General features: G+C 71.3%; 17 protein-coding genes. 5 read left to right on the top strand and 12 right to left on the bottom strand.

Translation table 11 applies throughout. The features are described 5' to 3' along the window. Positions 1-3: 3 nt before the first annotated feature. The 3 genes from OHU74_RS04590 to OHU74_RS04580 all read right to left on the bottom strand — a co-directional run bounded on the left by OHU74_RS04590 (position 4) and on the right by OHU74_RS04580 (position 3966). Positions 4-2349 carry a hypothetical protein gene (locus tag OHU74_RS04590; protein ID WP_371614708.1) on the bottom strand — a complete coding sequence of 782 codons (2346 nt, stop codon included), beginning with the start codon at positions 2347-2349 and terminating at the stop codon, positions 4-6. Next, complete coding sequence (locus OHU74_RS04585) at positions 2342-3190, bottom strand: hypothetical protein (protein WP_371614707.1); 849 nt, start codon at positions 3188-3190, stop codon at positions 2342-2344. Before OHU74_RS04585 ends, OHU74_RS04590 begins: the two co-directional genes overlap by 8 nt. A gap of 68 nt (positions 3191-3258) precedes the next feature. Then, positions 3259-3966: a Crp/Fnr family transcriptional regulator gene (locus OHU74_RS04580; protein WP_371614706.1), complete on the bottom strand. Its 708-nt coding sequence runs from the start codon at positions 3964-3966 to the stop codon at positions 3259-3261. A gap of 201 nt (positions 3967-4167) precedes the next feature. On the opposite strand from OHU74_RS04580, the gene OHU74_RS04575 reads away from it, so the two are divergent. Beyond that, positions 4168-4605, top strand: a complete 438-nt coding sequence (locus OHU74_RS04575) for a hypothetical protein (protein WP_371614705.1) — start codon at positions 4168-4170, stop codon at positions 4603-4605. 88 nt (positions 4606-4693) lie between these two features. Here the strand turns inward: OHU74_RS04575 and OHU74_RS04570 are convergent, their stop codons facing one another. Further along, entirely contained in the window at positions 4694-6715 is a 2022-nt protein-coding gene (locus OHU74_RS04570) for a putative Ig domain-containing protein (RefSeq protein WP_371614704.1), read from the bottom strand. A gap of 281 nt (positions 6716-6996) precedes the next feature. Here OHU74_RS04570 and OHU74_RS04565 point away from each other — a divergent pair, with 281 nt between their 5' ends. After that, positions 6997-7803 (top strand): TrmB family transcriptional regulator, encoded by an 807-nt coding sequence (locus OHU74_RS04565; RefSeq protein ID WP_371614703.1) that lies wholly within the window; start codon positions 6997-6999, stop codon positions 7801-7803. A 6-nt stretch (positions 7804-7809) separates the two neighbouring features. Here OHU74_RS04565 and OHU74_RS04560 read toward each other — a convergent pair whose 3' ends face one another. The 5 genes from OHU74_RS04560 to OHU74_RS04540 form a co-directional block, all read right to left on the bottom strand. Then, positions 7810-8214, bottom strand: coding sequence for an FKBP-type peptidyl-prolyl cis-trans isomerase (locus OHU74_RS04560; RefSeq protein WP_371614702.1), 405 nt, complete (start codon positions 8212-8214; stop codon positions 7810-7812). Between the two features lie 115 nt (positions 8215-8329). Next, positions 8330-9772 carry a GH1 family beta-glucosidase gene (locus OHU74_RS04555; RefSeq protein ID WP_371614701.1) on the bottom strand — a complete coding sequence of 481 codons (1443 nt, stop codon included), beginning with the start codon at positions 9770-9772 and terminating at the stop codon, positions 8330-8332. A 118-nt stretch (positions 9773-9890) separates the two neighbouring features. Beyond that, entirely contained in the window at positions 9891-10784 is an 894-nt protein-coding gene (locus tag OHU74_RS04550) for a carbohydrate ABC transporter permease (protein ID WP_371614700.1), read from the bottom strand. 4 nt (positions 10785-10788) lie between these two features. Next, positions 10789-11856 carry a carbohydrate ABC transporter permease gene (locus OHU74_RS04545; protein WP_371614699.1) on the bottom strand — a complete coding sequence of 356 codons (1068 nt, stop codon included), beginning with the start codon at positions 11854-11856 and terminating at the stop codon, positions 10789-10791. A 130-nt stretch (positions 11857-11986) separates the two neighbouring features. Continuing rightward, entirely contained in the window at positions 11987-13339 is a 1353-nt protein-coding gene (locus OHU74_RS04540; RefSeq protein WP_371614698.1) for an ABC transporter substrate-binding protein, read from the bottom strand. A 485-nt stretch (positions 13340-13824) separates the two neighbouring features. On the opposite strand from OHU74_RS04540, the gene OHU74_RS04535 reads away from it, so the two are divergent. Beyond that, a complete protein-coding gene (locus OHU74_RS04535) occupies positions 13825-14877 on the top strand; it encodes a LacI family DNA-binding transcriptional regulator (protein ID WP_371614697.1) in 1053 nt (350 codons plus the stop codon). 122 nt (positions 14878-14999) lie between these two features. Here the strand turns inward: OHU74_RS04535 and OHU74_RS04530 are convergent, their stop codons facing one another. Further along, the gene (locus OHU74_RS04530; RefSeq protein WP_371614696.1) at positions 15000-16772 is read right to left on the bottom strand and encodes a glycoside hydrolase family 6 protein; all 1773 of its coding nucleotides are present in this window, start codon (positions 16770-16772) and stop codon (positions 15000-15002) included. Between the two features lie 73 nt (positions 16773-16845). Beyond that, a complete protein-coding gene (locus OHU74_RS04525) occupies positions 16846-17016 on the bottom strand; it encodes a hypothetical protein (RefSeq protein ID WP_371614695.1) in 171 nt (56 codons plus the stop codon). Between the two features lie 376 nt (positions 17017-17392). On the opposite strand from OHU74_RS04525, the gene OHU74_RS04520 reads away from it, so the two are divergent. After that, positions 17393-18523, top strand: a complete 1131-nt coding sequence (locus tag OHU74_RS04520) for a cellulose binding domain-containing protein (RefSeq protein ID WP_371614694.1) — start codon at positions 17393-17395, stop codon at positions 18521-18523. A gap of 63 nt (positions 18524-18586) precedes the next feature. Here the strand turns inward: OHU74_RS04520 and OHU74_RS04515 are convergent, their stop codons facing one another. Beyond that, positions 18587-19405, bottom strand: a complete 819-nt coding sequence (locus OHU74_RS04515; protein WP_371614693.1) for an alpha/beta fold hydrolase — start codon at positions 19403-19405, stop codon at positions 18587-18589. A gap of 91 nt (positions 19406-19496) precedes the next feature. Here OHU74_RS04515 and OHU74_RS04510 point away from each other — a divergent pair, with 91 nt between their 5' ends. After that, on the top strand, positions 19497-21521 hold the full coding sequence (locus OHU74_RS04510) for a transcriptional regulator (protein ID WP_371614692.1): 2025 nt from the start codon (positions 19497-19499) through the stop codon (positions 21519-21521). Positions 21522-21589: the final 68 nt, after the last annotated feature.

The following is a 21589-nucleotide window of genomic DNA, read 5'->3' as shown; positions in this document are numbered from 1 at the left end:
TTCTCAGCTCGTGGCGCCGGAGGTACCCGGCGGGATGATCACGGTCCGCGGCACGGCCTCGTACAGTCGCCGGGCAGTGGACTCGGACAGGGACTCGTCGGGGTCGCGCTCCATGCGCCGCACCAGGTTCCGTAGCCGATCGATGTCCTGCGGCGAGCTCACCAGATGCGGGAGGAAGCCGCACAGGACGTCCAGCGAACCGGGATCTTCGTCGGCGTCGTGCATCCACAGGGTGAGGGAGGACTCCAGCTCCTCCCGCCACCGGGCGGTGTCCAGCCCGGTCCACACCAGATCCGCCAGCATGCGGGTGGTCTCCGGCCTTGCGGCGAGGAGGCCGGCGATCACCGGTCGCCCCGCGTGCCGGGCGAACCAGGGGACCTCCTCCAGGCCCCACAGGGCGGTGGGCCGCTGCCAGAGCAGCCGGTCCACGGTGAACAGGGCCAGGTCGTGGCGGTTGCGGCGGCGGTCGCCGAGCCAGGTGCCCAGCCGTGCCACCGCGGTGGCGCCGTGGGTTCCGACGGCCAGCCGGGCCACGCTGTACGAGGCGGGCGTCGGCAGCTCCCCTTCGTCGAGCCCGGCCAGGATGCCGAGTTCGTCGAGGGAGGCGGAGACGGACCGCTCGACGGTGCCGTAACCGTGTACCAGCGCCGCCGTGCTGCGCAGGCCCGCGTTCTCGCTCTGGCGCGCCCAGATCCGCACCATGTCGCGCACGATCGGCCGGACCGTCTCGTCCAGTGCCGCCGCGTGGGCCACTGCCGTGGCCGCGGCCATGTGCTGCTCGGGGGAGTCCGAGCTCGCCATCGGCAGCACCACCTCCTCGAGCAGGAACGTCAGATCGCGCGTGCACAGCGCTCCGACGGTGAGGGCCGCGGGCACCCAGGCGACGGGTCGGCCGTCGTCGCACAGCGTCCGCAGCCAGCGGCCCAGGGGCCCGCGTACGTTGGGATAGCCGTCCCAGGCGTTGGAGAGCACGGCCCAGGGCAGGGCCCGCCCCTGGAGGCGCACGCTGCGCACGCCCAGGGGGCGATTGCCGAACAGGACCTCCCCGGTGAACAGTTCGGTCCGGGCGGCCGCCAGGCGGGCGTCCTGGTGATCGTGGAAGAGAGTCCGGCCCGGGTCCTTCGAGGGGTCCATGGCCACCGCGAACTCCCAGGCCAGCCGCTCGGCGGCCTCGGCGGCCACGCTGTACGGCGAACCGCTGAACACCGCCACCGTCGTGCGGAAGGCCGTCAGCCGCGTCGCCGCGGCCACCGCCGCCCTGTTGCGGGGCGGCACCCGCCCCGGCGCCGCGAACCAGGCCTGCGCCTGCCGCACGGCGAAGGTCCGCAGCTCGGCCAGCAGTTCCTCCTCGGGCAGCTTCCCCGCGAGGTGGTCGACGAGGAGCCGCGCCAGCGACTCGACCTCGTGGGGCCGCAGCAGGTCCAGACCCAGGGCCGCGGCCACGTCCTGCCGCTCCGCCAGGGCCAGGGCCTGCGCCAGCCGCTCCGCCTCGCCGTGCCCCAGCAGGGCCACCAGGTGCTTGTGCAGCATGCCGTCGGCCGAGGGCGGCCGGAACAGCGTGCCGTACCGTCCGCGCAGCAGTTCGTCCGCGAAGCCGCCCGCCTCGACGACCAGGACGGCGTACGCGCCGCGCTGCTCCAGCAGCGAGCCGAGCCGGTCCAGGTGCACTTCGGCCGGGGGTTCGGCGGGCTGGACCCGGAGCCCGTAACGGTCCTCGTCCGCCGGTCGCTGCTCGGGGAGGAACATGCCGTCCCCGGTGATCTCCACCAGGTAGCCGTGCTCCGGCCGGAGGTCCGCACCGTCGATGCGGTGGAGCTCCGTGCGCGGGTCCAGCCGCTCGATGTGGCCGCGCGTGACCTCGTCGAGCAGGGACAGCGCCGTGTACGTGCGTCCGCTGCCCGGATCGCCGCACAGCGCGATCAGGCGCTGCCGCTCCAGGCGGGTGCGCGCGGCACCGTACTCGGGCGGCTCCTCGAACACCCGCCGGAGCCGGCGGAGTTCGTCGCGGTGCACCGATCCGGTGATCAGCCGGGCGGCCGCGGCCCGCCCCCCGTCGTAGTGGTGGTGGTGATCGCCCAGGTGGACGTCGCCCCGGGTGCCGTCGACGACGGCGTTGCGCCCGTGCACGTCGAAGAAGTGGGCGCGGGCCTGCTGCGCGGCGTCGTACCCGCCGTCCGACAGCCTGTTGCCCAACGGGCCGCCACGGGCCGCGCCGTAGTCGCGGCCGTCGCCGCCCGGGGCGCCCCCCGCACCCCCCGCGCCCGGTCCGCCACCGCCGGCCTTGCCGCCCGCGGGGGCTCCGGCCCCCGGTGCGCCGCCACCGGCGCCGGCCCCTGCTCCGTCACTCATCTTCGCAGTCCCCCTTCGCGCCGCCCTTTCCGTTGCGCGTGAAGGCCGCTCCGGTGATGTTCCCGTGCACCTCCGCGCCGTCCACGATCTGGTTGGGCCCGTGCACGGTGATCGCGTACTTCGCCCGCGACGCGGGCCGCGCCTCCTGGCGCTGCTGCCCCGGCTGCCGCTCCCCGGTCCGGTGCTCCACGGTCCGCTGCTCCCCGACCGGTCCCCGGTCGTTCCCCTGCCGCGGCCGACCGGGCTCCGGCAGCGGCGGCCGGGCCCGGCGGGGGACGTGGAACCAGGCCGTCTCGTCCGTCTCCTTGAAGTGCACGGGATGCGGTGCGTAGCACTCGGGCTCGACGAACCGGCCGCCCTCCCAGACCACCGTGCGGTACAGCAGGTCGGAGACCACGAACACCAGCCCGATCGTCTCGTCCGCGGCCAGTACCGCCCGCGCCGGCTCGCTGTCGCACAGTCGGCAGGTCAGGTCCACGGCCCGGCCCACCAGCCCCCTGCCGTCGTCGATGACGGGCCCGCTGTGCATGGCGATGCGCAGGCGCAGCGGCGCGAGCCGTCCCCGGTTGTGTTCGCGCAATCCCTGGTGGACCTCCTCGAGCCACACCCCCACCAGGGCCTTGGGCGGTACGGCCGGGTCCAGCGCGGCCAGCACCCCGTCGCCGCGGTCCTCCATGTGGACCATCCCGACGGGCAGGCCGATCGCCTCGAAGGCCGCTTCGAGGATCGCGTACATCGCGCGTCGAGCAAGGATCTTGGCGTGCTCGTCGAGCCTCCCGGACCCCATGATGTCCACGCTGACCACCAGCCGTTGTACGGCCGCTTCGTGACTGCTGTTCACTTCGCCCCCTCGAACGACGACCCGATGTGCCCAGGATGGCGGCGCACGGGCACGGTGTATGTAGCCGTTTACACAGTCGGGCGCGGTACGGGCGGGCCGCCGCCGGCGAGCAGGCGCAGCGGCTCGAGGTCGGTGACCACCAGCTGCCGCGAACCCGTGCGTACGATGCCCCGCTCGCGCAGCAGCCGCAGGGCCTTGGCCACCGCCTCGCGGGTCGATCCCACGGACGCGGCCAGGTCGTGCTGGGGGAGCGGCAGGTCGATGGTGACGGTGGCGTCGGGGTTGCGGCGGCCGGTCCGCTCGACCAGTTCGACGATCCGTGCCGCGAGTCGCTGGAGTACGTTCTCCGAGGCCAGCGAGCGGCGTTCGCCGTCGGAGCTGCGCAGCCGCGAGCTGAGCTGGCGCAGGACCAGGGCGCTGGTGGTCGGGCTGGCGGCGAGGAAGCCGCGGAACCGGTCGCCCGGGATCACCACGGCGGCCACCGGTCCCAGGGCCGCCACGGTGGCGCTGCGCGGCCGCAGGTCCATGGCGGCGAGCTCGCCCACCAGCTCACCGGCGCCGCGCAGGGCGAGGATGAGGCGGTTGCCGCGCCCGGTGGTCACGGACACCACCGCCCAGCCGCCGGTGATCGCCACGACATGGGAACTGGTGGCCCGCTCCGGCAGGATGACCGCGCCGGGCCCGTAGCCGCGCGGTACGCCGAGAGCCAACAGCGCCGCCCGGTCCTGCGTGCGTAACCTGTGGAGCAGGGGCTGCTCCTGTTCGATGAGGCTCACGTCGACCGCTCCCGCTCCCGCCCTGCTCTCCGGACTCACGGCGAGCCCGGAGAATGACACATACACGTCAATGGTGGCGGGCGTAGGGCAGTTCCCGGAATACACCGGGCGAGCGCGGGCGTGGAACAGGGAACCGGGATCGTACGGACCGCGTCCCATCGCCGACCCGGTAGTCCGGTGCGGGGGCATGGAGGTCATGCGATGCGTGGACGAGCGGGGACTGTTCTCGCGGTGCTGGTGTTCGCGGTCGGCTGCGGCTCCGGAGCGTCGGCCCCCGGGCCGGGGGCCACGGTTCGGCCGACGGGTGGAGTCGTGGCCCCCGCCGGCGATGACTGCGCGCACGGCACGGACGTGTCCGGCACCGAGGTGACCGTCACCGAAGCGGACAACGGCCGCCGGATCTGCCTCGACCGGCACGGCAGTGTCCGGGTGTCGCTACGGGGGACGCCCGCTGCCACGGTGAGCGTGTCCGGGACGGCGCTGGCCGAGGACGAGGGCTCGGGCCTGGTGTTCCGGGGCGTGTCGCCCGGTACGGCCGTGCTGAAGTCCGCCGTCAGGGCCTGTCCGGAGCCGGCCCGGCCCGGCGGGGTGAGCTGCCTCGCGATGGCGGCCTGGCAGGTCACGGTGGTGGTCCGCTGAATCCTCGTAGCCGGACGCCCCACGGCCGGACGGGCCCGGACCGATGACCGCGGTCCGGGCCCGTCCCCTTCCTGTGCGCGTCAGCGCGTCAGTTGGTGGTGACCGCGGTGTCGTCGATGACGAACGAGGTCTGCAGGCTGGAGTCCTCGGTGCCGGTGAACTTGACCGTCACCGTCTGCCCCGCGAAGGCGGACAGGTCGAAGGACTTCTGGACGTAGCCGGTGTTCTTGTTGAGGTTGGAGTACGAGGCCAGGGTGGTGGAGTTGGCCTGCACCGTCAGCTTGTCGTAGGCGGTGGTGGTGGTCGTCTCCGCGGTGTCGATGTGCAGGTAGTAGCTGAGGGTGGCGTGGCAGCCGGCGGCGAGCGTCACCGTCTGGGAGAGCGAGTCGGTGTGCGTGGAGCCGTATCCGTTCAGCCAGGCCTTCCAGGAGCCGGAGTGGGCGGCCTCGCCGCTGCCGTTGTCGACCACCCCGGTGCTGGCGGTCCAGGGGCTGGCGGTGCCGGTTTCGAAGCCCGCGTTCCCGAGGAGCTGTCCGGGGACGCAGCCGCCGCCGGTCGGGGTGACCGTCCAGGTGAAGGAGGCGCTGCCGACGGCGTTGGTGGTGTCCTTGGCCGTGACCGTCACGTTGTAGCTGCCCGCGGTGGTCGGGGTGCCGCTGATCAGGCCGGTCGAGGCGTTGACGGACAGCCCCGGCGGGAGTCCGGTGGCGCTGTAGGCGAGGGTCTGGCCGCTCGCGGAGTCGGTGGCCTGGATCTGGAGGGAGGCGGCGGTGTTGACGGTGGTGCTGCGGCTGCCGGGGTTGGTCACGGTGACGGTGTTCCCGCCGGTGGAGCCGCCCGTGAAGGCCGCGACGCCGTTGGGGGTGCCGAGGCCGGTCGGGCCGTCGTAGCCGGACTTGGCGGTGCAGAGGTAGCTGCTGCCGCAGGAGCCGTTGGCGCCGCTGGTCACGTCGTTGAGCGAGGAGGCGTGGGCGTACGGGTACGAGGACGGGTAGCTGCCCGCGCCCGGGGTTCCGGCGAGGGCGTAGACGGAGGCGATGATCGGCGCGGAGGCGCTGGTGCCGCCGTAGACGTTCCAGCCGCTGGCCTGGTAGCTGTCGTAGACGGCGAGGCCGGTGGCCGGGTCGGCGACCGCCGAGACGTCCGCGACGGTGCGCTTGGCGCAGCCGCTGTCGGTCTGCCAGGACGGCTTGGTGGTGAAGCCCGAGCAGCCCGAACCGGCGCCGTTGCCGCCGGAGGTGGTGCCCCAGACGGCCTCGGACCAGCCGCGCGTGGTGCCGCCGGCGCGGCTCAGCGAGGTGCCGCCCACGGAGGTGACGTACTGGGAGGCCGCCGGGTACTCGACCCCGTAGCCGCTGTCACCGGAGCTGACGGTGATCGCGACGCCGGGGTGGTTGAAGTACGAGGCGTCGGAGCTCGCGTCGGTGGAGTCCTCGCCGCCGCCGTAGCTGTTGGAGACGTACTTGGCCCCCATGGTCACCGCGCGGTTCACGGCCGTGCCCAGGTCGGCCATGGACGGCTGGTTCGCCTCGACGAGCAGGATGTGGCACTGCGGGCAGACGGCGCTGACCATGTCCACGTCGAGGGAGATCTCGCCCGCCCAACCGGAGTCGGCCGTCGGGTAGTTGGTGCCGCCGTTCTGGTCGACCTTCTTGAAGCAGCCGTTGGCGGTGGTGCAGGCCGGGAGCCCGTACTGGGAGCGGTACGTCGCCAGGTCGGACTCGGCGTTCGGGTCGTCGTAGGCGTCGATGATGGCGACCGTCGCCCCGGCGCCGGCCGTGGCCGGAAGGGCGTACGCGCCCTGCAGATCGGTGGGGCCGTAGCCGGACGGCAGGAGGTTCGGGGCGAGGCTGAGCTGCTGCTTGAGGTCGGTGCGGGCCAGTGCGTGGCAGGCCATGAAACCGGCCTTGGCGGGCTCCGAGCAGAGCCGCTGGGTGTGCACGGCGGTGGCGGCGGGAGTGGTGGGCGCGGTCGAGGCCGCCGACGGCGGGGCGAGTGCGAGTAAGCCGCCGGATATCAGCGCCGCGGCCGAGAACGCGGCGGTGGCGGCGCGACGCGTCAGGTTTCTGGCGCGGCTGGTGGGTTTCGATTGCAATGAACTGCCCTCCATGGGGGGTTGGATCACCGCGGCGCGGGATGTGGCCCCCACGAAATGGCATGGTCATGACATGTCAAAGAGAGGGGCGCCGCGGGCGACGGGTGGCGCGGGTTCATTGGTGCGGACATCACTGCCGACATCACTTCCGGCATCGCTGCCGACGTTGCTGCCGACTGTCACCACGTTCAGTGGTGGCCATCGACGAAGGTAGTGAGGAGCAGGCCCAAGGGAATACCCGCCGAGTGCAAAGGATTGCTCTCGGTCAGTGAACTCCGGGTATAGCGTGTGCTGCCATGAAGTTGGACGATGCTGCGGTCAACGACCTTGTGGGGCTTGGTCTTTCCCGCTACGAGGCACGGGTCTACCTCACCCTGGTGAGGCGGGAGTCGTACACCGCGGCGGAGGTCGCCCGCGCCGCGGACGTCCCCCGCCAGCGGGTCTACGACGTGCTCGACGCGCTGGTGCGCAGGCGCCTGGCCATCCCGCGCCCCGGGCGCGTGGCGGCCTTCTCCGCCGTGGCACCCGAGCTCGCCCTCACCCGGCTGATGACCCTCCAGAGGGAGTCGCTGGAGCGGCTGGACCAGGCCTCGGCCGCCCTCGCCGCGGCGCTGACCCCGGTCTGGACCGCCGGACGGACCCACACCGACCCGCTCGACTACATCGAAGTGCTGCGCGACCCCAAGGCGATCGCCGAACGGTTCGCGACCATCCAGGAGCAGGCCACCCACGAGCTGCTCAGCTTCTGCAAGCCGCCCTTCGTGGCACCCGCGGCCAACAGCGAGGGAGTCGAGGCGGTCCACCGACTGCGTCGCGCCGGCGGTACGGCCCGCGCCGTCTACACCCACGACGCGCTCGGCGACGCGGAGGTGCTGGAGAACGTGCGCCGGTTCGGCGAAGCGGGCGAGGAAGCGCGCTTCGCCCCGGAGCTCCCGATGAAGCTGATCGTCGCCGACGCCTCACTCGTCCTGTGCGACATGCCCGACCCGATGGCCGAGACCCGCGCCACCACCGCCCTGTACATCGAACACCCGGCGCTCGCAGGCTGCTTGCGGCTGTCGTTCCTCACGGTCTGGGAGCAGTCCGTAAGATTCCCCGCGTAGGAGCCACTAGGAGTTGCTCCACCCGGTGGTGCTGGAATACGAGTCCAGCAGGTCCACCACGAAGACCAGGGTCGAGCCCGCCGGGATCAACCGCGAGGGCGACTGATTGCCGTAGCCGAGGCGCGGGGGAACGATGATCTCGCGCCGACCGCCGACCTTCATCCCCCGCACCCCCCGGTCCCAGCCCTTGATGACCTTGCCGCTGCCCAGGGCGAACTTGTACGGCTCGCCCCGGTCCCAGGAGGCATCGAACTCCTTCCCGGTCTCGAAGGTCACCCCGACGTAATGGACCCTGACCACCATGCCCGGCTTGACCTCGGCCCCATCCCCGACGACCAGGTCCCGGATGGTCAGCTCGGCAGGAGCCGCACCCTCCGGAACCTCGACCTCGGGCTTCGTCAGTTCACTCATCGCAGCCTCGTCACTCTCCAACGGCAAGCCCCCGCAGGGACCGGCCGGACCCATGGACACCCCATGCGGCAGGTGCCCACGCTACCGAGGATGCCAACCGGTGCGGCGCCGTGGGCTACGCGTCGCCAGGAGCGTGCAGCTCTCCCGTCCGTGCCACGCGGGCGTACCAGCGCGCGCTCGACTTGGGCGTGCGCTTGAGGGTGTCGTAGTCGACGTGGACGGCGCCGAACCGTTTGGCGTAGCCGTAGGACCACTCGAAGTTGTCGAGCAGGGACCAGAGGAAGTAGCCGCGCACGTCCACCCCGTCGGCGATCGCCCGGTGCACGGCGTCGAGGTGGGCATGGATGTAGGCGGCCCGCTGCGGGTCGTGGACCGTACCGTCCGGACGGACCTCGTCCTCGTACGCGGCGCCGTTCTCACTGATGACGAGCGGCAGGCCGGGGTACCGGGCCGCGGTCCGCGTCAGCAGGTCGTACAGGGCGCTCGGATCCACCGGCCAGCCCATCGCCGTACGTTCACCCGGCGCCCGGTGGAAGGCGACCTCGTCCGCGCCGGGCCAGGGCGAGTGCTCGCTGTTGCCGTGCCCGTCGTCCTGCGGCTTCTGCGCCCCCGGCGCCATGTGCGAGACGACCGTGGGGGTGTAGTAGTTGACGGCGAGGAGGTCCAGGGGCTGGTGCACCATGGCGGTGTCGCCGTCCCGGACGAAGGACCAGTCGGTCAGGTGCGCGGTGTCGACGAGCAGGTCCTCGGGGTAGGCGCCCTCCAGCATCGGTCCGAGCCAGATCCGGTTGCCGACGGCGTCGATGCGCCGGGCCGCGTCCAGGTCCTCGGCCGAGGGGGTCAGCGGTCGGACTTCGTGGAGGTTGAGGGAGACCGCGATCTGTGCTTCCCCGGGCAGCGCGGCCCGCAGGGCCCGGACGGCGAGGCCGTGACCGAGGTTGAGGTGATGGGCCGCGCGCAGGGCGGCGACCGGATCGGTCCGGCCCGGGGCGTGGACGCCGGAGCCGTAGCCGAGGAACGCGCTGCACCAGGGCTCGTTGAGCGTGATCCAGCGCTTGACCCGGTCGCCGAGGGCGTCCGCGACGAGGCCCGCGTACTCGGCGAACCGCTCGGCGGTCGCGCGCTCGGGCCAGCCCCCCGCGTCCTCCAAGTGCTGGGGGAGGTCCCAGTGGTAGAGGGTGAGGGCGGGTTCGACGCCGGCGGCCAGCAGCTCGTCCACCAGCTTGCGGTAGAAGTCGAGGCCCTTCTGGACCGCGGGGCCCCGGCCGGTCGGCTGGACCCGGGACCAGGACACGGAGAACCGGTAGGCGCCCAGGCCGAGTTCGGACATCAGCCGGACGTCCTCGGGGAAGCGGTGGTAGTGGTCCACCGCCACGTCCCCGGTGTGGCCTTCGAAGACCCTGCCGGGGGTGTGGGAGAAGGTGTCCCAGATGGACGGGGTCCGGCCGTCTTCCCCGGCGGCGCCCTCGATCTGGTACGCGGCGGTGGCCGTGCCCCACAGGAAATCGGGCGGGAAGGTACGGGCGGCCGTGAGTGGCCGGGTCTCGGACGCGGTCATAGGAGAGCGCTCCCAACGTGAGTGTGGATGAAGTCGTGCCGGATGCGGCGGGGTCAGGGCCGGGGCCGTGACCGGGAGGCGGGGTCGGCCGTTCCCCGGTGAACCCTTCGTCCGGTCGTCAGTTCTTGACGGCGCCGGCGGTGATGCCGCCCACGATGTGCTTGCCGAGCACGGCGAAGACCAGCAGCAGCGGCAGCGTGGAGATGAGCGCGCCGGTCAGGACGACGGCCTGGTCGACGGTGTGGTTTCCCGCGCCGAGACCGGCCAGGGCGACCTGAAGGGTCGGATTCCCGTCGGGGGTCAGGGCGATGAAGGGCCAGAAGAAGTCGTTCCAGGCCTGCACGAAGACGAGCATTCCCAGGACCGCCATCGCGGGCCGGGCCACCGGGAAGACCACGTGCCAGATGATGCGCAGGCTGTGCGCGCCGTCCACCCTGGCCGCCTCGACGAGTTCCACCGGCAGCGCCTCGATGAGGTACTGGCGCATGAAGAACACGCCGAAAGCCGCGACCAGGGAGGGCAGGACGACCGACTGGAGCTGATCGACCCAGCCGAGGTCGGTGATGATCTGGTAGAGCGGGATGACGCTGAGCTGCGGCGGGATCGTCATGGTCGCCACCACCAGTGCCAGCAGGGCGCCCCGGCCCTTGAAGGGCAGTTTGGCGAAGGCGAAGCCGGCCAGGGTGGAGAACAGGACGGTGGACAGGGCCACGAGCCCGGCAACGATGGTCGTGTTGACCAGTGCCTCGCCCATGTCGACCTGGTTCCAGGCGAAGGCGAGGTTGTCGAAGAGCCGGGGGCCCGGCAGCAGCGGCGCCGGAGCCTTGACCACGCGCTCGCCCGTGTGGGAGGCGGCGACGAGGTTCCAGTACAGCGGGAAGAGGGAGACGAGGGCGGCCAGTCCCAGCAGGACGTAGGTGAGCGGTCCCGCGTGGTGCTGCCGGCCGGCCGACGAGCGAAGACGCCTTGCGCGCGGCGTCCCGGCGGTGGTGCTGTCGAGTGTGCGGGCCATGGGTTCAGCTCCCCGCCTTCGTGCGGATGCGGCCGGAGCGGCCGCTACTGCGGTTGCGTTGGCTGCGCTTGTGGTTCGAGCGGGAGATCAGTGCCTGGACTCCGCCGATGAGCAGGAGGAGCAGGAGCATCACCCACGCGATGGCGGAGGCCTGGCCCAGCGCGCCGGTCACCCAGCCCTTCTCGTACATGAGCAGGCTCAGCGTCTGGAACTGGTTCCCGCTGCCTCCGCTGATGCCGACGCTGCCGCCGAAGAGCATCGGCTCGCCGAAGAGCTGGGTGGCGCCGATCGTCGAGACGATGACGGTGAAGAGGATCGTCGGCCGGATCGAGGGGATCGTCACGGAGAGGAACTGGCGCCACCGCGAGGCCCCGTCCAGCGCCGCGGCCTCGTAGAGGTCCTGCGGTACGGCTTGCATCGCGGCCAGGTAGATGAGCGCGTTGTAGCCGGTCCAGCGCCAGGTCACGATCACCGAAATCGCGATCTGAGCAGGCCACTTGGAGGATTCCCAGGCGACCGGCTCGAAGCCGACCCAGCCCAGGACCGTGTTGATCAGGCCGTAGTCGGTGTTGAAGAGCTGGGCGAAGACGAGCGTCGCCGCCGCGATCGAGGTGGCGTACGGGGCGAGGACCGCGACGCGGAAGAAACCGCGGCCACGGAGCTTGTAGTTGAGCAGGTGGGCCAGGCCGAGGGCCATCAGCAGCTGGGGGACGGTGGAGATCACGCCGATGGTGAAGGTGTTGGCGAGGGCGTTCCAGAAGAACTCGCTGGTGGCCAGGGAACGGTAGTTCTCCAGACCCTTCCACTGCGCGCTGCCGCCGAGTTCCACCCGGTGGAGCGAGAGCCAGCCCGTATAGATCAGGGGGAACAGCCCGAAGGCGGCGAAGGTGAGGAAGAAGGGGGCGACGAAGACGTAGGGGACCGCCTTCAGATCGAGGCGGTAGAGCGTGCTGCGCCAACCGCTCCGGCCCGGGGGCCGCTGCCTCGGGGTGCCGGGGCCGGCGCTGGAGCCCGGGGCTTGTGCGGCGGGCGGCGCGGAGCCGCCACCCGTCGCCCGTACGGAGGTGGCCACGGGGGCTTCCTTCCAGGTCGATGCGTGCAGTGGTGCGGTGGGGTCGGTGCGGTGGGGGCGGAGGGTCGACGGCCCGCCGCCACCCGCAGGGAGGCCGGCGGGGTGGCGGCGGGCCGTCACACTGCCGCCGTTACTGGTCGATCTTGTCGTCGACCAGCTTCTTGACGTTCTCCCAGGCCTTCGCCGGGTCGGTACCGCGCTGCTCGATGTCGAGGATCCCGTTGTCGGTGAGGAAGGTCTTCACCTGTCCGTCCCAGCGGCTGATCGGGGCGGGCGTGATGCCGGCCGCGGCCTCCGAGTAGATCTTCCCGACCGGGGTGTCCCCGAAGTACGCCAGCTTGGCGTCCTGCACCGCCGGGGAGCTGAGGGTGTCCTTGGAGGAGGGGATGTTGCCGTTCACGGCGAACACCTTGGCGTGCTGCGCCGGTGCGGTGAGCCATGCGGCGAGCTCGGCCGCCTCCTTGGTGTGCTTGCCCGACTTCGGAACGGCGAGGAACGAACCGCCCCAGTTGCCGGCCACGGGCGGCGCGGCGATGTCCCACTTCCCCTGGTTCTCCGGCCCCGCCTGCTCCTTGATGATGCCCGTCATCCAGCTCGGGCAGGCGACCGTGGCGAACTTCGAGTTCTTGAAGGCCGCGTTCCAGGTGCCCTTCTCGTCGAACTGGCGCAACTTCCCCGTGAGTTCGCCCTTCGCCGCTGCCACGGCGGTGTCCCAGGCCTTCTTCACGCCCGGGCTGTTCTCGTAGTCCAGCTCGCCCTTGGCGTTCGCGTACTGCACCGGCTCGCTGGAGATCACCGCGTTGAACAGACCGCTCGCGGAGTCGTGGAAGGAGGTCCCCTCCGGGGCGCTCTTCTTGTACGTCTCGCCGGTGGCGATGAACTTCGCCCAGTCGCCCGCCCACAGCTTCGCGACTTCGGTGCGCTCGGTCGGCAGACCGGCCTTGGCGAAGAGGTCCTTGTTGTAGCAGATGGCCATCGGGCCTATGTCCGTACCGAGGCCGATGACCTTGCCGTCAGCCGTGGTCGCCTGCTTGACCTTCCAGTCGAGGAACGCGCCGACGTCCGCACCACCGGTCTTGCCGAGGTCGGTCCACTTGTCCGCCATGGCGGAACCGGTCGCCTCCGCGATGTAGCCCACCTCCAGGGCCTGGATGTCCGCGAGGCCGCTGTCGCGGGAGAGGCGCAGCTTGAGCGTGTCCCAGTACTTCTGGCCGTCGGCGACGTTCGACTCTTCGATCTTGATGTTCGGGTGGGTCTTCGTGTACTCGGCGTAGAGCTTGGCCCCGGTCGCGTCGTCGTAGCCGAAGGAACCGAAGGTGCCGATCCGCAGCGTGATCTGCTCCTTGGCGGCAGTGCCGCCGTCGCCGCCGGAGCCTTCGTCGCCGCAACCGGTGAGCAGGGCCGCGCCGGTCACGGCGGCGACGGCTGCGGCGATTGCGTTGATCGCGGTACGGCGTCCGCGTCTGCTGCTGGAAGTGCGCATTGAACTCTCCTCGTCCAAGGTGGTGCTCGCTGTGCGCCAGGAGGGTCCGGCGGGGTGTTCGCGGCTCGGCGAGGGGCCCGCCCGGACCCGATGGTGAAGGCCGTTGTCGCACCCCTGAATGGGAGCGCTCCCACGTCGCTGCCGGAAGGTTGCTGCCTCATGGGGGCGGGTGTCAAGAGATGAACGCGAATTCGAAGCGGGACGGGGTCACGCCGCGCCTCGGAGCCCCGTTTCCGGATGCGGCCCTTCGGGTGGTGAACGCGCTCGTGGCGGAGTGAGGGAATCGAGGCTAGTGTGGGAGCGCTCCCATATCCTTCACCGGCGTAACGTGTGCCGCAGCGACGGGGTGGGGTCCACTGTCTTGCCCGATTGATCCAAAGTACCTGCTCAGCCGACCGGGCCGGCGCCCGGCGCGGAGCTCGACGGCAATACGAGACGGCAATACGGCGGCACACGAGACGGCATACGAGGGGAGTTCGAAAGTCGTGAGCGGACGGCAGAACGGCAGGCCCACCCTGGAAGAGGTCGCGGCCCTGGCCGGCGTCGGCCGGGGTACGGTCTCCCGGGTCATCAACGGCTCGCCCCGGGTGAGCGAGCAGGCCAGAGCGGCCGTCGCCCGCGCCATCGCCGAGCTGGGGTACGTCCCCAACCAGGCGGCCAGGGCGCTGGCCGGCAACCGGACCGACGCGGTCGCCCTGGTCATCCCGGAGACCGAGGCCAGGGTCTTCTCGGAGCCCTACTTCCTCGACCTGATCAGAGGGGTCAGCGCCGAACTCGCCGAAGCCGACAAACAGCTGCTCCTCACCCTGGTCCGCACCGAGGCCGAGCGCCAGCGGTTCGAGCACTACCTGGCCGCCCAGCGGGTCGACGGCGTGCTGCTGGCGTCCGTCCACGGCGACGACCCGCTGCCCGACCGGATCGCGAAGCTCGGGCTGCCCGTCGTCATGAACGGCCGGCGCTCCGAGGCCGAGCCGGTCGACTACGTGGACTCCGACAACATCGGAGCCGGACGCGCGGCCGTCGCACACCTCGTGGGCCGGGGCCGCAGCCGGATCGCGACCATCAGCGGCCCCCTCGACATGTACGTGGCCCGCGCCCGCCTCGGCGGCTACCGCGCGGGGCTCGCCGAGGCGGGCCTCGCACCCGACGAGTCGCTCGTGGCGACCGGGGACTTCACCGAGGAGGGCGGCCGCCGGGCGATGCGCGAGCTCCTGGACCGCGATCCCGGTCTGGACGCGGTCTTCGCCGGCTCCGACGTGATGGCGGCCGGTGCCCGCGGGGTGCTGCGCGAGGCGGGGCGGCGGGTCCCCGAGGACGTGGCCCTGGTCGGCGTGGACGATTCGGTGGTGGCCCGGCTGATGGATCCGCCGCTGACGAGCGTGCGCCAGCCGATCGAGGAGATGGGCCGCACGATGACCCGGCTGCTGCTCCACCAGATCACGGAAGGGTCCCGGGCCGGTGGCGCCCCGGGGCAGGGGAAGGACGACGGGCCGAGCCGGGTGCTTCCGACGGAACTGGTCGTGCGGGAATCCTCCTGAGCGGTCCGCTGCGGTGCCGGGCCCCCGAGAAGGCCGGGTTCCGGGCAGAAGGGGGAGTACGGGGCCCGGAGCGGGACGGAAGCTGGATTCCGTACCGCTCCGGGCTTCTTACGGGCGGTGCGTCACAGTGCCGGGTAGGCGTTCTTCATGAGCTCCTGGAACTGTGCGGAGAACCACTGGCCCGCGAGCGGTGCGTTCGGGAGGGAGCCCGACATGCTGTTGCCGTTGCGGGCGTTGCCCGTGTAGGTGGGGTCGCACATCCGGTCGAAGCCCTTGCCCTCGTTGTTCGGGATCTCCTTGCTCGCCCCGTCGGACTCGCCCGGGGGCTTGATCCACACGTAGGCGTCGATGCCGGCGGCCGGAGCCGCTTGCGGTCGTTCGCCGAGCCCCGCGCCCGACTGGTTGCACCAGTTGCCGAGGTGGATGCGCCGGTCGTAGCGGCCGCCGTTGACGTAGGTGTCCACGCTCGTCAGCGCGCCCGGTCCGGTCGGGCGGGCGGTGCCGCCCCAGCCGTTGCGGGAGGTGTCGATGAGCATGCCGATGTTGGCGTCGAAGCCCAGGGAGACCAGCTTGGTCCGCATGCCTTGGGCGTAGGACAGTTCGTCGGTGTAGCGGTTCCAGTCGACCCACTTCGACTGGCGCACGGAGGTGCCGTTGACGGAGTCGTCGATCTTGAAGTTGTCCTCCTTCAGGGCGCTGTAGTTGGCGGTGTTGACGATGAAGCCGTGCACGTTGGAGAGCGTGGAGCCCTCGGCGGTCGCGGCCTGCTTGAACATCTCGGCGGAGGCGCCGAGGTTGTCGTCCCAGCCGAGCCAGCCGTGGTGGCCGGCGTCGACGTAGTTGTAGACGTTGGCGATCGAGCCGAGCTTGTTCAGGGCGTAGCCGACGCCCTTGATGTAGTTGCCGTTGGTCTTCATCACGTCGCAGTTGGCGGTGGCGGTGGGGCGGCCGGAGACGTTGGTGACCAGGTTCGGCAGTGAGTCGATCTCGACGGTGGTGACGATCCGCAGCCCTGCGTACTTGGGTTCGGCGAGGATCGCGGCGATCGGGTCGATGTACTGCGTCTTGTACTTGTCGATCTCGGTGGGGCCCAGTTCGCCGTTGGAGGCGAGCGCGGAGCAGTCACGTCCCGGCAGGTTGTAGATCACCAGCTGGACGACGAGTTCGCCGCTTCCCTTCTGCGTCAGGGCCGCGTTGAGGTGGTCGCGCAGACCCATCGTGCCGCTCGTGCCCGTGACGAGGGCGATGCGGTCCAGCCAGACGGCGGTGGGCTGGTTGGACACCCTGCTGCCGCCCGGTTCGGCGGCGGCATGGGCGGACCACTCGGGGTTCACGTACATCTTGGCGCCGGCGTAGGGGTTGTCGACCTTCCCGCCGGTGGGCGGAGGCGTGGTCGGCGGCGTCGTGGGCGGTGTGGTGGGAGGGGTCGTCGGGGGAGTGGTCGGTGGCTGGGTCGGGTCGGTCGCACCGTTGCAGGTGACGCCGTTGAGCTTGAACGTCGCGGGGACCGCGTTCGTGCCGGTGTGCGAGCCGTTGAAGCCGAAGGAGGTCGAACCGCCCGTGGCCAGCGACCCGTTGTAGGACATGCTCTTCGCGGTGACCGCGGCGCCGGACTGGGTGATGGTGGCATTCCAGCCCTGGGTGACCTGCTGGCCGTTCGCGTACGACCACTCCAGGGTCCAGGAGGCGACCGGGTCACCGGTGTTGGTGACGGTCACGTTGGTGCCGAAGCCGTTGTTCCACTGGTTGGTGATCTGGTACTCGACCTTGCAGCCGGCGGTGGCGGCTCCGGCGCTGGTACCGAACACGGTGGCGGTGGCGCCGGCGGCCGTGACGAGACTGAGGGCCGCCAGTAGGGCGGTACGGGGGATCGTGCGGGGGATCGTGCGGCTCATTTCGGGGGGTGCCTTTCAGTTCAGGGCGCGCAGGCGGTCGCGCAGCCCGGTGCCGAATGCGGTGGATGTGCGATCAGGGCCGGCCTGGAGGGAAGTTCCAGGTGCTCCAGGTCCGGCCGGGATGCGAGAGGGCGCAGGCGTCGAACGAGAGCGGGACGCGGTCGACGTCGCTCGGGCAGGTGTCGCCGTCGCGCAAGGTGGGCGCTGCTCCGCCGAGCGGCGCCGACAGACGCGGGGACGTCACCTGAGCGAGAGCCCTTGCGGCAAGGTTGCGCTCCGAGGACACGCCAACTGTGGAAGCGCTCCCACTGGTCGGCCCAGACCGTAGCGGCAACTGGCGCCAAGCAAAAGAGGGGTTGGGTAAATTCGCCGCGGAATGCATTCGACTCTTCACGCGTCTTGACGCCACCACGCCCCGTCTGCACAGTGGGAGCGCTCCCATTGGTTCAGGGCTTGTGCGAAACCGTTCTTCCACCCCGTCTCACCGAGCCGCGAGGAGAACCCTCCGCATGTCGGCGCACCCCCCACCCGGGCTCCACGGACGACGCGAACCGCTGACGGTCCTGCCCGGCCTCCACGTGTCAAGAGCCCGAAGTCCCCGACTCCGAAGAGGAATTCGTATGCGATCTTCGCCGCGCCGTGCCCGCAGCTCGCCGGGCCTGCTGGGCGCCCTGCTCACCGCCGTCGTCTCAATGGCCGCCCTGCTCACCGCCGCGTCGGCGTCACATGCCGACACCACGATCTGCGAGACGTTCGGATCGGCGACGATCCAGGGCCGCTACGTCGTCCAGAACAACCGGTGGGGCACCGGCGAGAGCCAGTGCATCGCCGTCACCGATTCCGGGTTCAGGATCACCCGGGCCGACGGTTCGGTCCCCACGAACGGCGCGCCGAAGTCCTACCCGTCCGTGTACAACGGCTGCCACTACACCAACTGCTCGCCCGGCACGAACCTCCCCGCCCAGCTCCGTACCGTGTCCACCGCGCCTACCAGCATCTCGTACGGTTATGTCAACGACGGGGCGTACGACGCCGCGTACGACATCTGGCTCGACCCCACGCCCCGCACCGACGGCGTGAGCCGGACGGAGATCATGGTGTGGTTGAACAGGGTCGGACCGGTCCAACCCGTGGGCTCCCGGGCCGGCACCGCCACCGTGGCCGGGCGCCAGTGGGAGGTGTGGTCGGGCAACAACGGCTCGAACGACGTCCTGTCGTTCGTCGCCCCGTCGCCGATCACCGGCTGGACCTTCGACGTCATGGACTTCGTCCAGCAGGCCGTCTCCCGGGGGCTGGCGCAGAGCAGCTGGTACCTGACGAGCGTCCAGGCGGGCTTCGAGCCCTGGCAGAACGGCACCGGCCTCGCCGTGACCTCGTTCTCCTCCACGGTCAACACGGGCTCCACCGGTGACCCGGGCACCCCCGGAGGCTCCACGGCCTGCAAGGTGACCTACGCGCCGAACGTCTGGCAGGGCGGCTTCACCACCGACGTCACCATCACCAACACCGGCTCCACCAAGGTGAGCAACTGGAAGCTCGCCTTCACCCTGCCCTCCGGACAACAGATCACCAGTGCCTGGAACGCGAACGTCGCCCCGTCCTCGGGAGCGGTCACGGCCGCCAACGTGGCCTACAACGCAGAGATCGCGGCCGGCGGCCAGGCCGCCTTCGGATTCCAGGGCACCTACGGCGGCACCTTCACCAAGCCCTCCGCCTTCAGCCTGAACGGGAGCGCCTGCACCATCGCGTGACACACGCCCGGCCCGGTGGCCCACTCCCGCACGACGATCAGGTGCTCGTCCAGGCGCTCGTCCTCAGGATGCGATCGGGTGCTGCTCCAGGAACCGGGCCAGGGCCTCGGCGACCGGCCGGGAACGTTCGATGTGGAGCAGATGGCCGACGTCGCCGATGACGCACTCCTCCATGTCGGGCACGTTGGAGCGGAGGAACTCGGCGACCTCGACCCACAGTTGCAGGGTGTTGCTTCCCAGCAGGGACAGCACCGGTTGGCGGATCGCAGCGGCGTTTTCCGGGCTGAACCGCCACTCGGCCAGGGCGGGGAGCTCGATCCCGAAGAACGTGTCGGCATCCTTGACCGCCTGCTCGAAGCTGCCCGGCATACAGTCCTCGAGCAGGGCCCGGCAGCGTTCACCGTCCACGCCGCCGACGAGGGACAGGAACAGCTCGACGGCGCGTTCGGCATCCCCGTCGGCGTACGCCGCGAACGCCGGCCCCGCCTGAGCGAAGAACGCCTCGCCCGAGGGCACGGACAGCAGCGAGAGCTCCAGCAGGGCGAGCGTCGCGATGCGGTCGGGGTGGTCCTGGGCCATCTGGGCGGCGACCGCCGCGCCGCTCGAGTGTCCGACCACGTGCGTGCGGTCGATGCCGAGGTGGTCGAGCAGCGCGATGGCATCGGCGGCGTGGTCGGCGACGGAGACCGGCCCGGGAGTGTGGGTGCTGCCGCCCCAGCCGCGCTTGTGGTAGCTGACCAGCCGGTAGCGCTCGGTGAGTGCCGGTTCGGAGAGGAGCGGGGCGAAGCCGTCGGCGAGGACCGGGCTGATGAGCAGGACCGGCTCCCCGGTTCCGCGGATCTCGTATTCCAGCTGGATGCCGTTCACGGTGGCGGTGTCCATGATGTCCTCCCATGCGGTTGTGGTTCACCATGGAGGCGTAAGCAGGACGCTTACCGCGGTAACCGATCGAACCGGGATCGAGGCAATGCCCGTGACCCACACCGCTGGGGAGGGAACCGGCCTGGAGCAGGCACGGAACGCCGCAGCCTGCGGAGCGTGGTCGGACGCCTACGCAGGGTTCCTGGAGGTCAGGGAAGCGGGCGATCTCGACCTGAAGGGGCTCGCCGAATTCGCCGACGTCGCATATGCCGCCGGACACCTCGACGTCACGATCGAGACCTGGGGGCAGCTCCACGGCGAACTGTCCCGGCTCGGCGAGGACAACGCCGCGGCCGGAGCCGCTGTGCGGGTCGCCATGCACCTGCTGTTCGACACCGCGCTCATGGCACCCGTACGGGGGTGGCTACGCCGCGCGGACCTCCTCCTCGACCCCCTGCCACCGCTGACCGGCGTGCACGCGTGGTTCGCGGCAGTGCGCACCTTCGAACGCCTCCTCAGCGGCGACCTGGAAGCCGCGCGGGGCTGGGCCGAGCGGGCGATCGAGACGGGCTCGCACACCGATCCGGCGGCAGCGGCGATCGGGCGCGTGGCCCAGGCGAGACTGGTGATCCTCGACGGTGACGTGGAACGGGGCCTGGAACTCCTCGACGACGCCGGAACGGCGGCGATGGCCGGCGACCTCGATGCGCTGTCGACCGGAGTCGTCTACTGCGAGCTGGTGTGCGCACTGCAGGGCCTGGCCCAGTACGACCTGGCCGAACAGTGGACCGAGGCGATGGAGCGGTGGGCGCGCACGAACGCGATCGGCAGCCTGCACGGCCGGTGCCGGGTGCACCGGGCCGAGATCCTGCGTCTGCGGGGCCAGTGCGCGAGCGCCGAGCAGCAGGTGTTGCTCGCGTGCGAGGAACTGCGCCCCTATGTGCGGCGCGAGCTGGGCTGGCCGCTGACGGAGCTGGGCCGGATCCGGCTGCGGCGCGGCAACCGGGCCGGCGCCCAAGAGGCGCTGCTGGCCGCCCACCGCCTCGGGTGGGATCCGGAACCCGGGCTCTCGCTCGTCCGGCTTGCCGAAGGCGACGTAGACACGGCGGCCGCCGCGATCCGGGAGGCCCTGGCGCGGCCGCTGCCGGTGCCGTCGAAGGAGCTGCCCCCCACCTCCGAGCTGCGGCGGGCACCGTTGCTGGACGCGCAGGTCAGGATCGCCATTGCCGGCGCCGACCTGGAGACGGCACGGGTCGCGGCCCGGGAGCTCGAGGAGGTGGCCGTCGCCTTCGAGAGCAACGCGCTCGCCGCATCGGCATTGCGGGCCCGGGGTGAAGTCCTGCTCGCCGAGGGCGACGCGTCCGGCGCGTCCGTGTTCTTCACCGATGCCGTCCGGGCCTGGAACGAGGTCGGCGCCCCCTACGAGACGGCCGAGTGCCGGCTCCGGCTCGCGGACGCCCAGCGGGCCCTGGGCAACCTCCGGGCCGAGACCCTGGAGCGGGGGGCGGCCCGCACCGACCTCGATCGGATCACCCGCACTCCCGCGGCCGAGGAGCCGCGGACGGACACGGCAGGGCCGGACTCCTTCGTCCGGGAGGGCGACTACTGGAGGGTCGTCTTCGACGGTCGGCGCATGACGGCACGCGACAGCAAAGGCATGCACCACCTGGCCCGCTTGCTCGCCGCCCCGGGCCGGGAGTTCCACGTCCTCGACCTCGCCGCCGCCGACACCGCCGACCCCGCCGCCGCAGCCGGGCTCGGCCGCGCCGGCGACGCCGGTCCCCTCCTGGACGCCCGCGCCAAGCAGATGTACCGCCGACGCCTCGCGGAGATCGAGGACGACATGGAGGAGGCCCGCGCCGACAACGACATCTCCCGGCAGGAACAGACCGAACTCGAACGTGGATTCCTGATCAGCGAACTCACCCGGGCCGTCGGGCTCGGCGGCCGCGACCGGCACGCCGGCGCAGCCTCCGAACGGGCCCGGGCCGCCGTCACCCAGGCCGTACGCAAGGCCATCGGCCGTCTCCGCGACGTGCTGCCGACCCTCGGCGACCACCTCGACCGGACGATCCGCACGGGAACGTACTGCGTCTATGCCCCCGATCCACGCGTTCCTCCCGCGTGGCACACGTGATGGCCGAACGGCCGCGGCCCTGCTGGCCAGCCGAAATGGCTCCGCGGGAGCCGGGCCGTGCGCGACGC

This window comes from Streptomyces sp. NBC_00454, assembly GCF_041434015.1.
Lineage (GTDB): Bacteria > Actinomycetota > Actinomycetes > Streptomycetales > Streptomycetaceae > Streptomyces.
This window is presented reverse-complemented; position numbering and strand designations above follow the sequence as displayed.

Excerpts from the sequence above, each read along its gene's own strand:
- OHU74_RS04590 (WP_371614708.1), bottom strand. The coding sequence starts at position 2,349 with ATGAGTGACGGAGCAGGGGCCGGCGCCGGTGGCGGCGCACCGGGGGCC.
- OHU74_RS04575 (WP_371614705.1), top strand. The coding sequence starts at position 4,168 with ATGCGTGGACGAGCGGGGACTGTTCTCGCGGTGCTGGTGTTCGCGGTC.
- OHU74_RS04570 (WP_371614704.1), bottom strand. The coding sequence starts at position 6,715 with ATGGAGGGCAGTTCATTGCAATCGAAACCCACCAGCCGCGCCAGAAAC.
- OHU74_RS04565 (WP_371614703.1), top strand. The coding sequence starts at position 6,997 with ATGAAGTTGGACGATGCTGCGGTCAACGACCTTGTGGGGCTTGGTCTT.
- OHU74_RS04560 (WP_371614702.1), bottom strand. The coding sequence starts at position 8,214 with ATGAGTGAACTGACGAAGCCCGAGGTCGAGGTTCCGGAGGGTGCGGCT.
- OHU74_RS04555 (WP_371614701.1), bottom strand. The coding sequence starts at position 9,772 with ATGACCGCGTCCGAGACCCGGCCACTCACGGCCGCCCGTACCTTCCCG.
- OHU74_RS04550 (WP_371614700.1), bottom strand. The coding sequence starts at position 10,784 with ATGGCCCGCACACTCGACAGCACCACCGCCGGGACGCCGCGCGCAAGG.
- OHU74_RS04540 (WP_371614698.1), bottom strand. The coding sequence starts at position 13,339 with ATGCGCACTTCCAGCAGCAGACGCGGACGCCGTACCGCGATCAACGCA.
- OHU74_RS04530 (WP_371614696.1), bottom strand. The coding sequence starts at position 16,772 with ATGAGCCGCACGATCCCCCGCACGATCCCCCGTACCGCCCTACTGGCG.
- OHU74_RS04520 (WP_371614694.1), top strand. The coding sequence starts at position 17,393 with ATGCGATCTTCGCCGCGCCGTGCCCGCAGCTCGCCGGGCCTGCTGGGC.
- OHU74_RS04515 (WP_371614693.1), bottom strand. The coding sequence starts at position 19,405 with ATGGACACCGCCACCGTGAACGGCATCCAGCTGGAATACGAGATCCGC.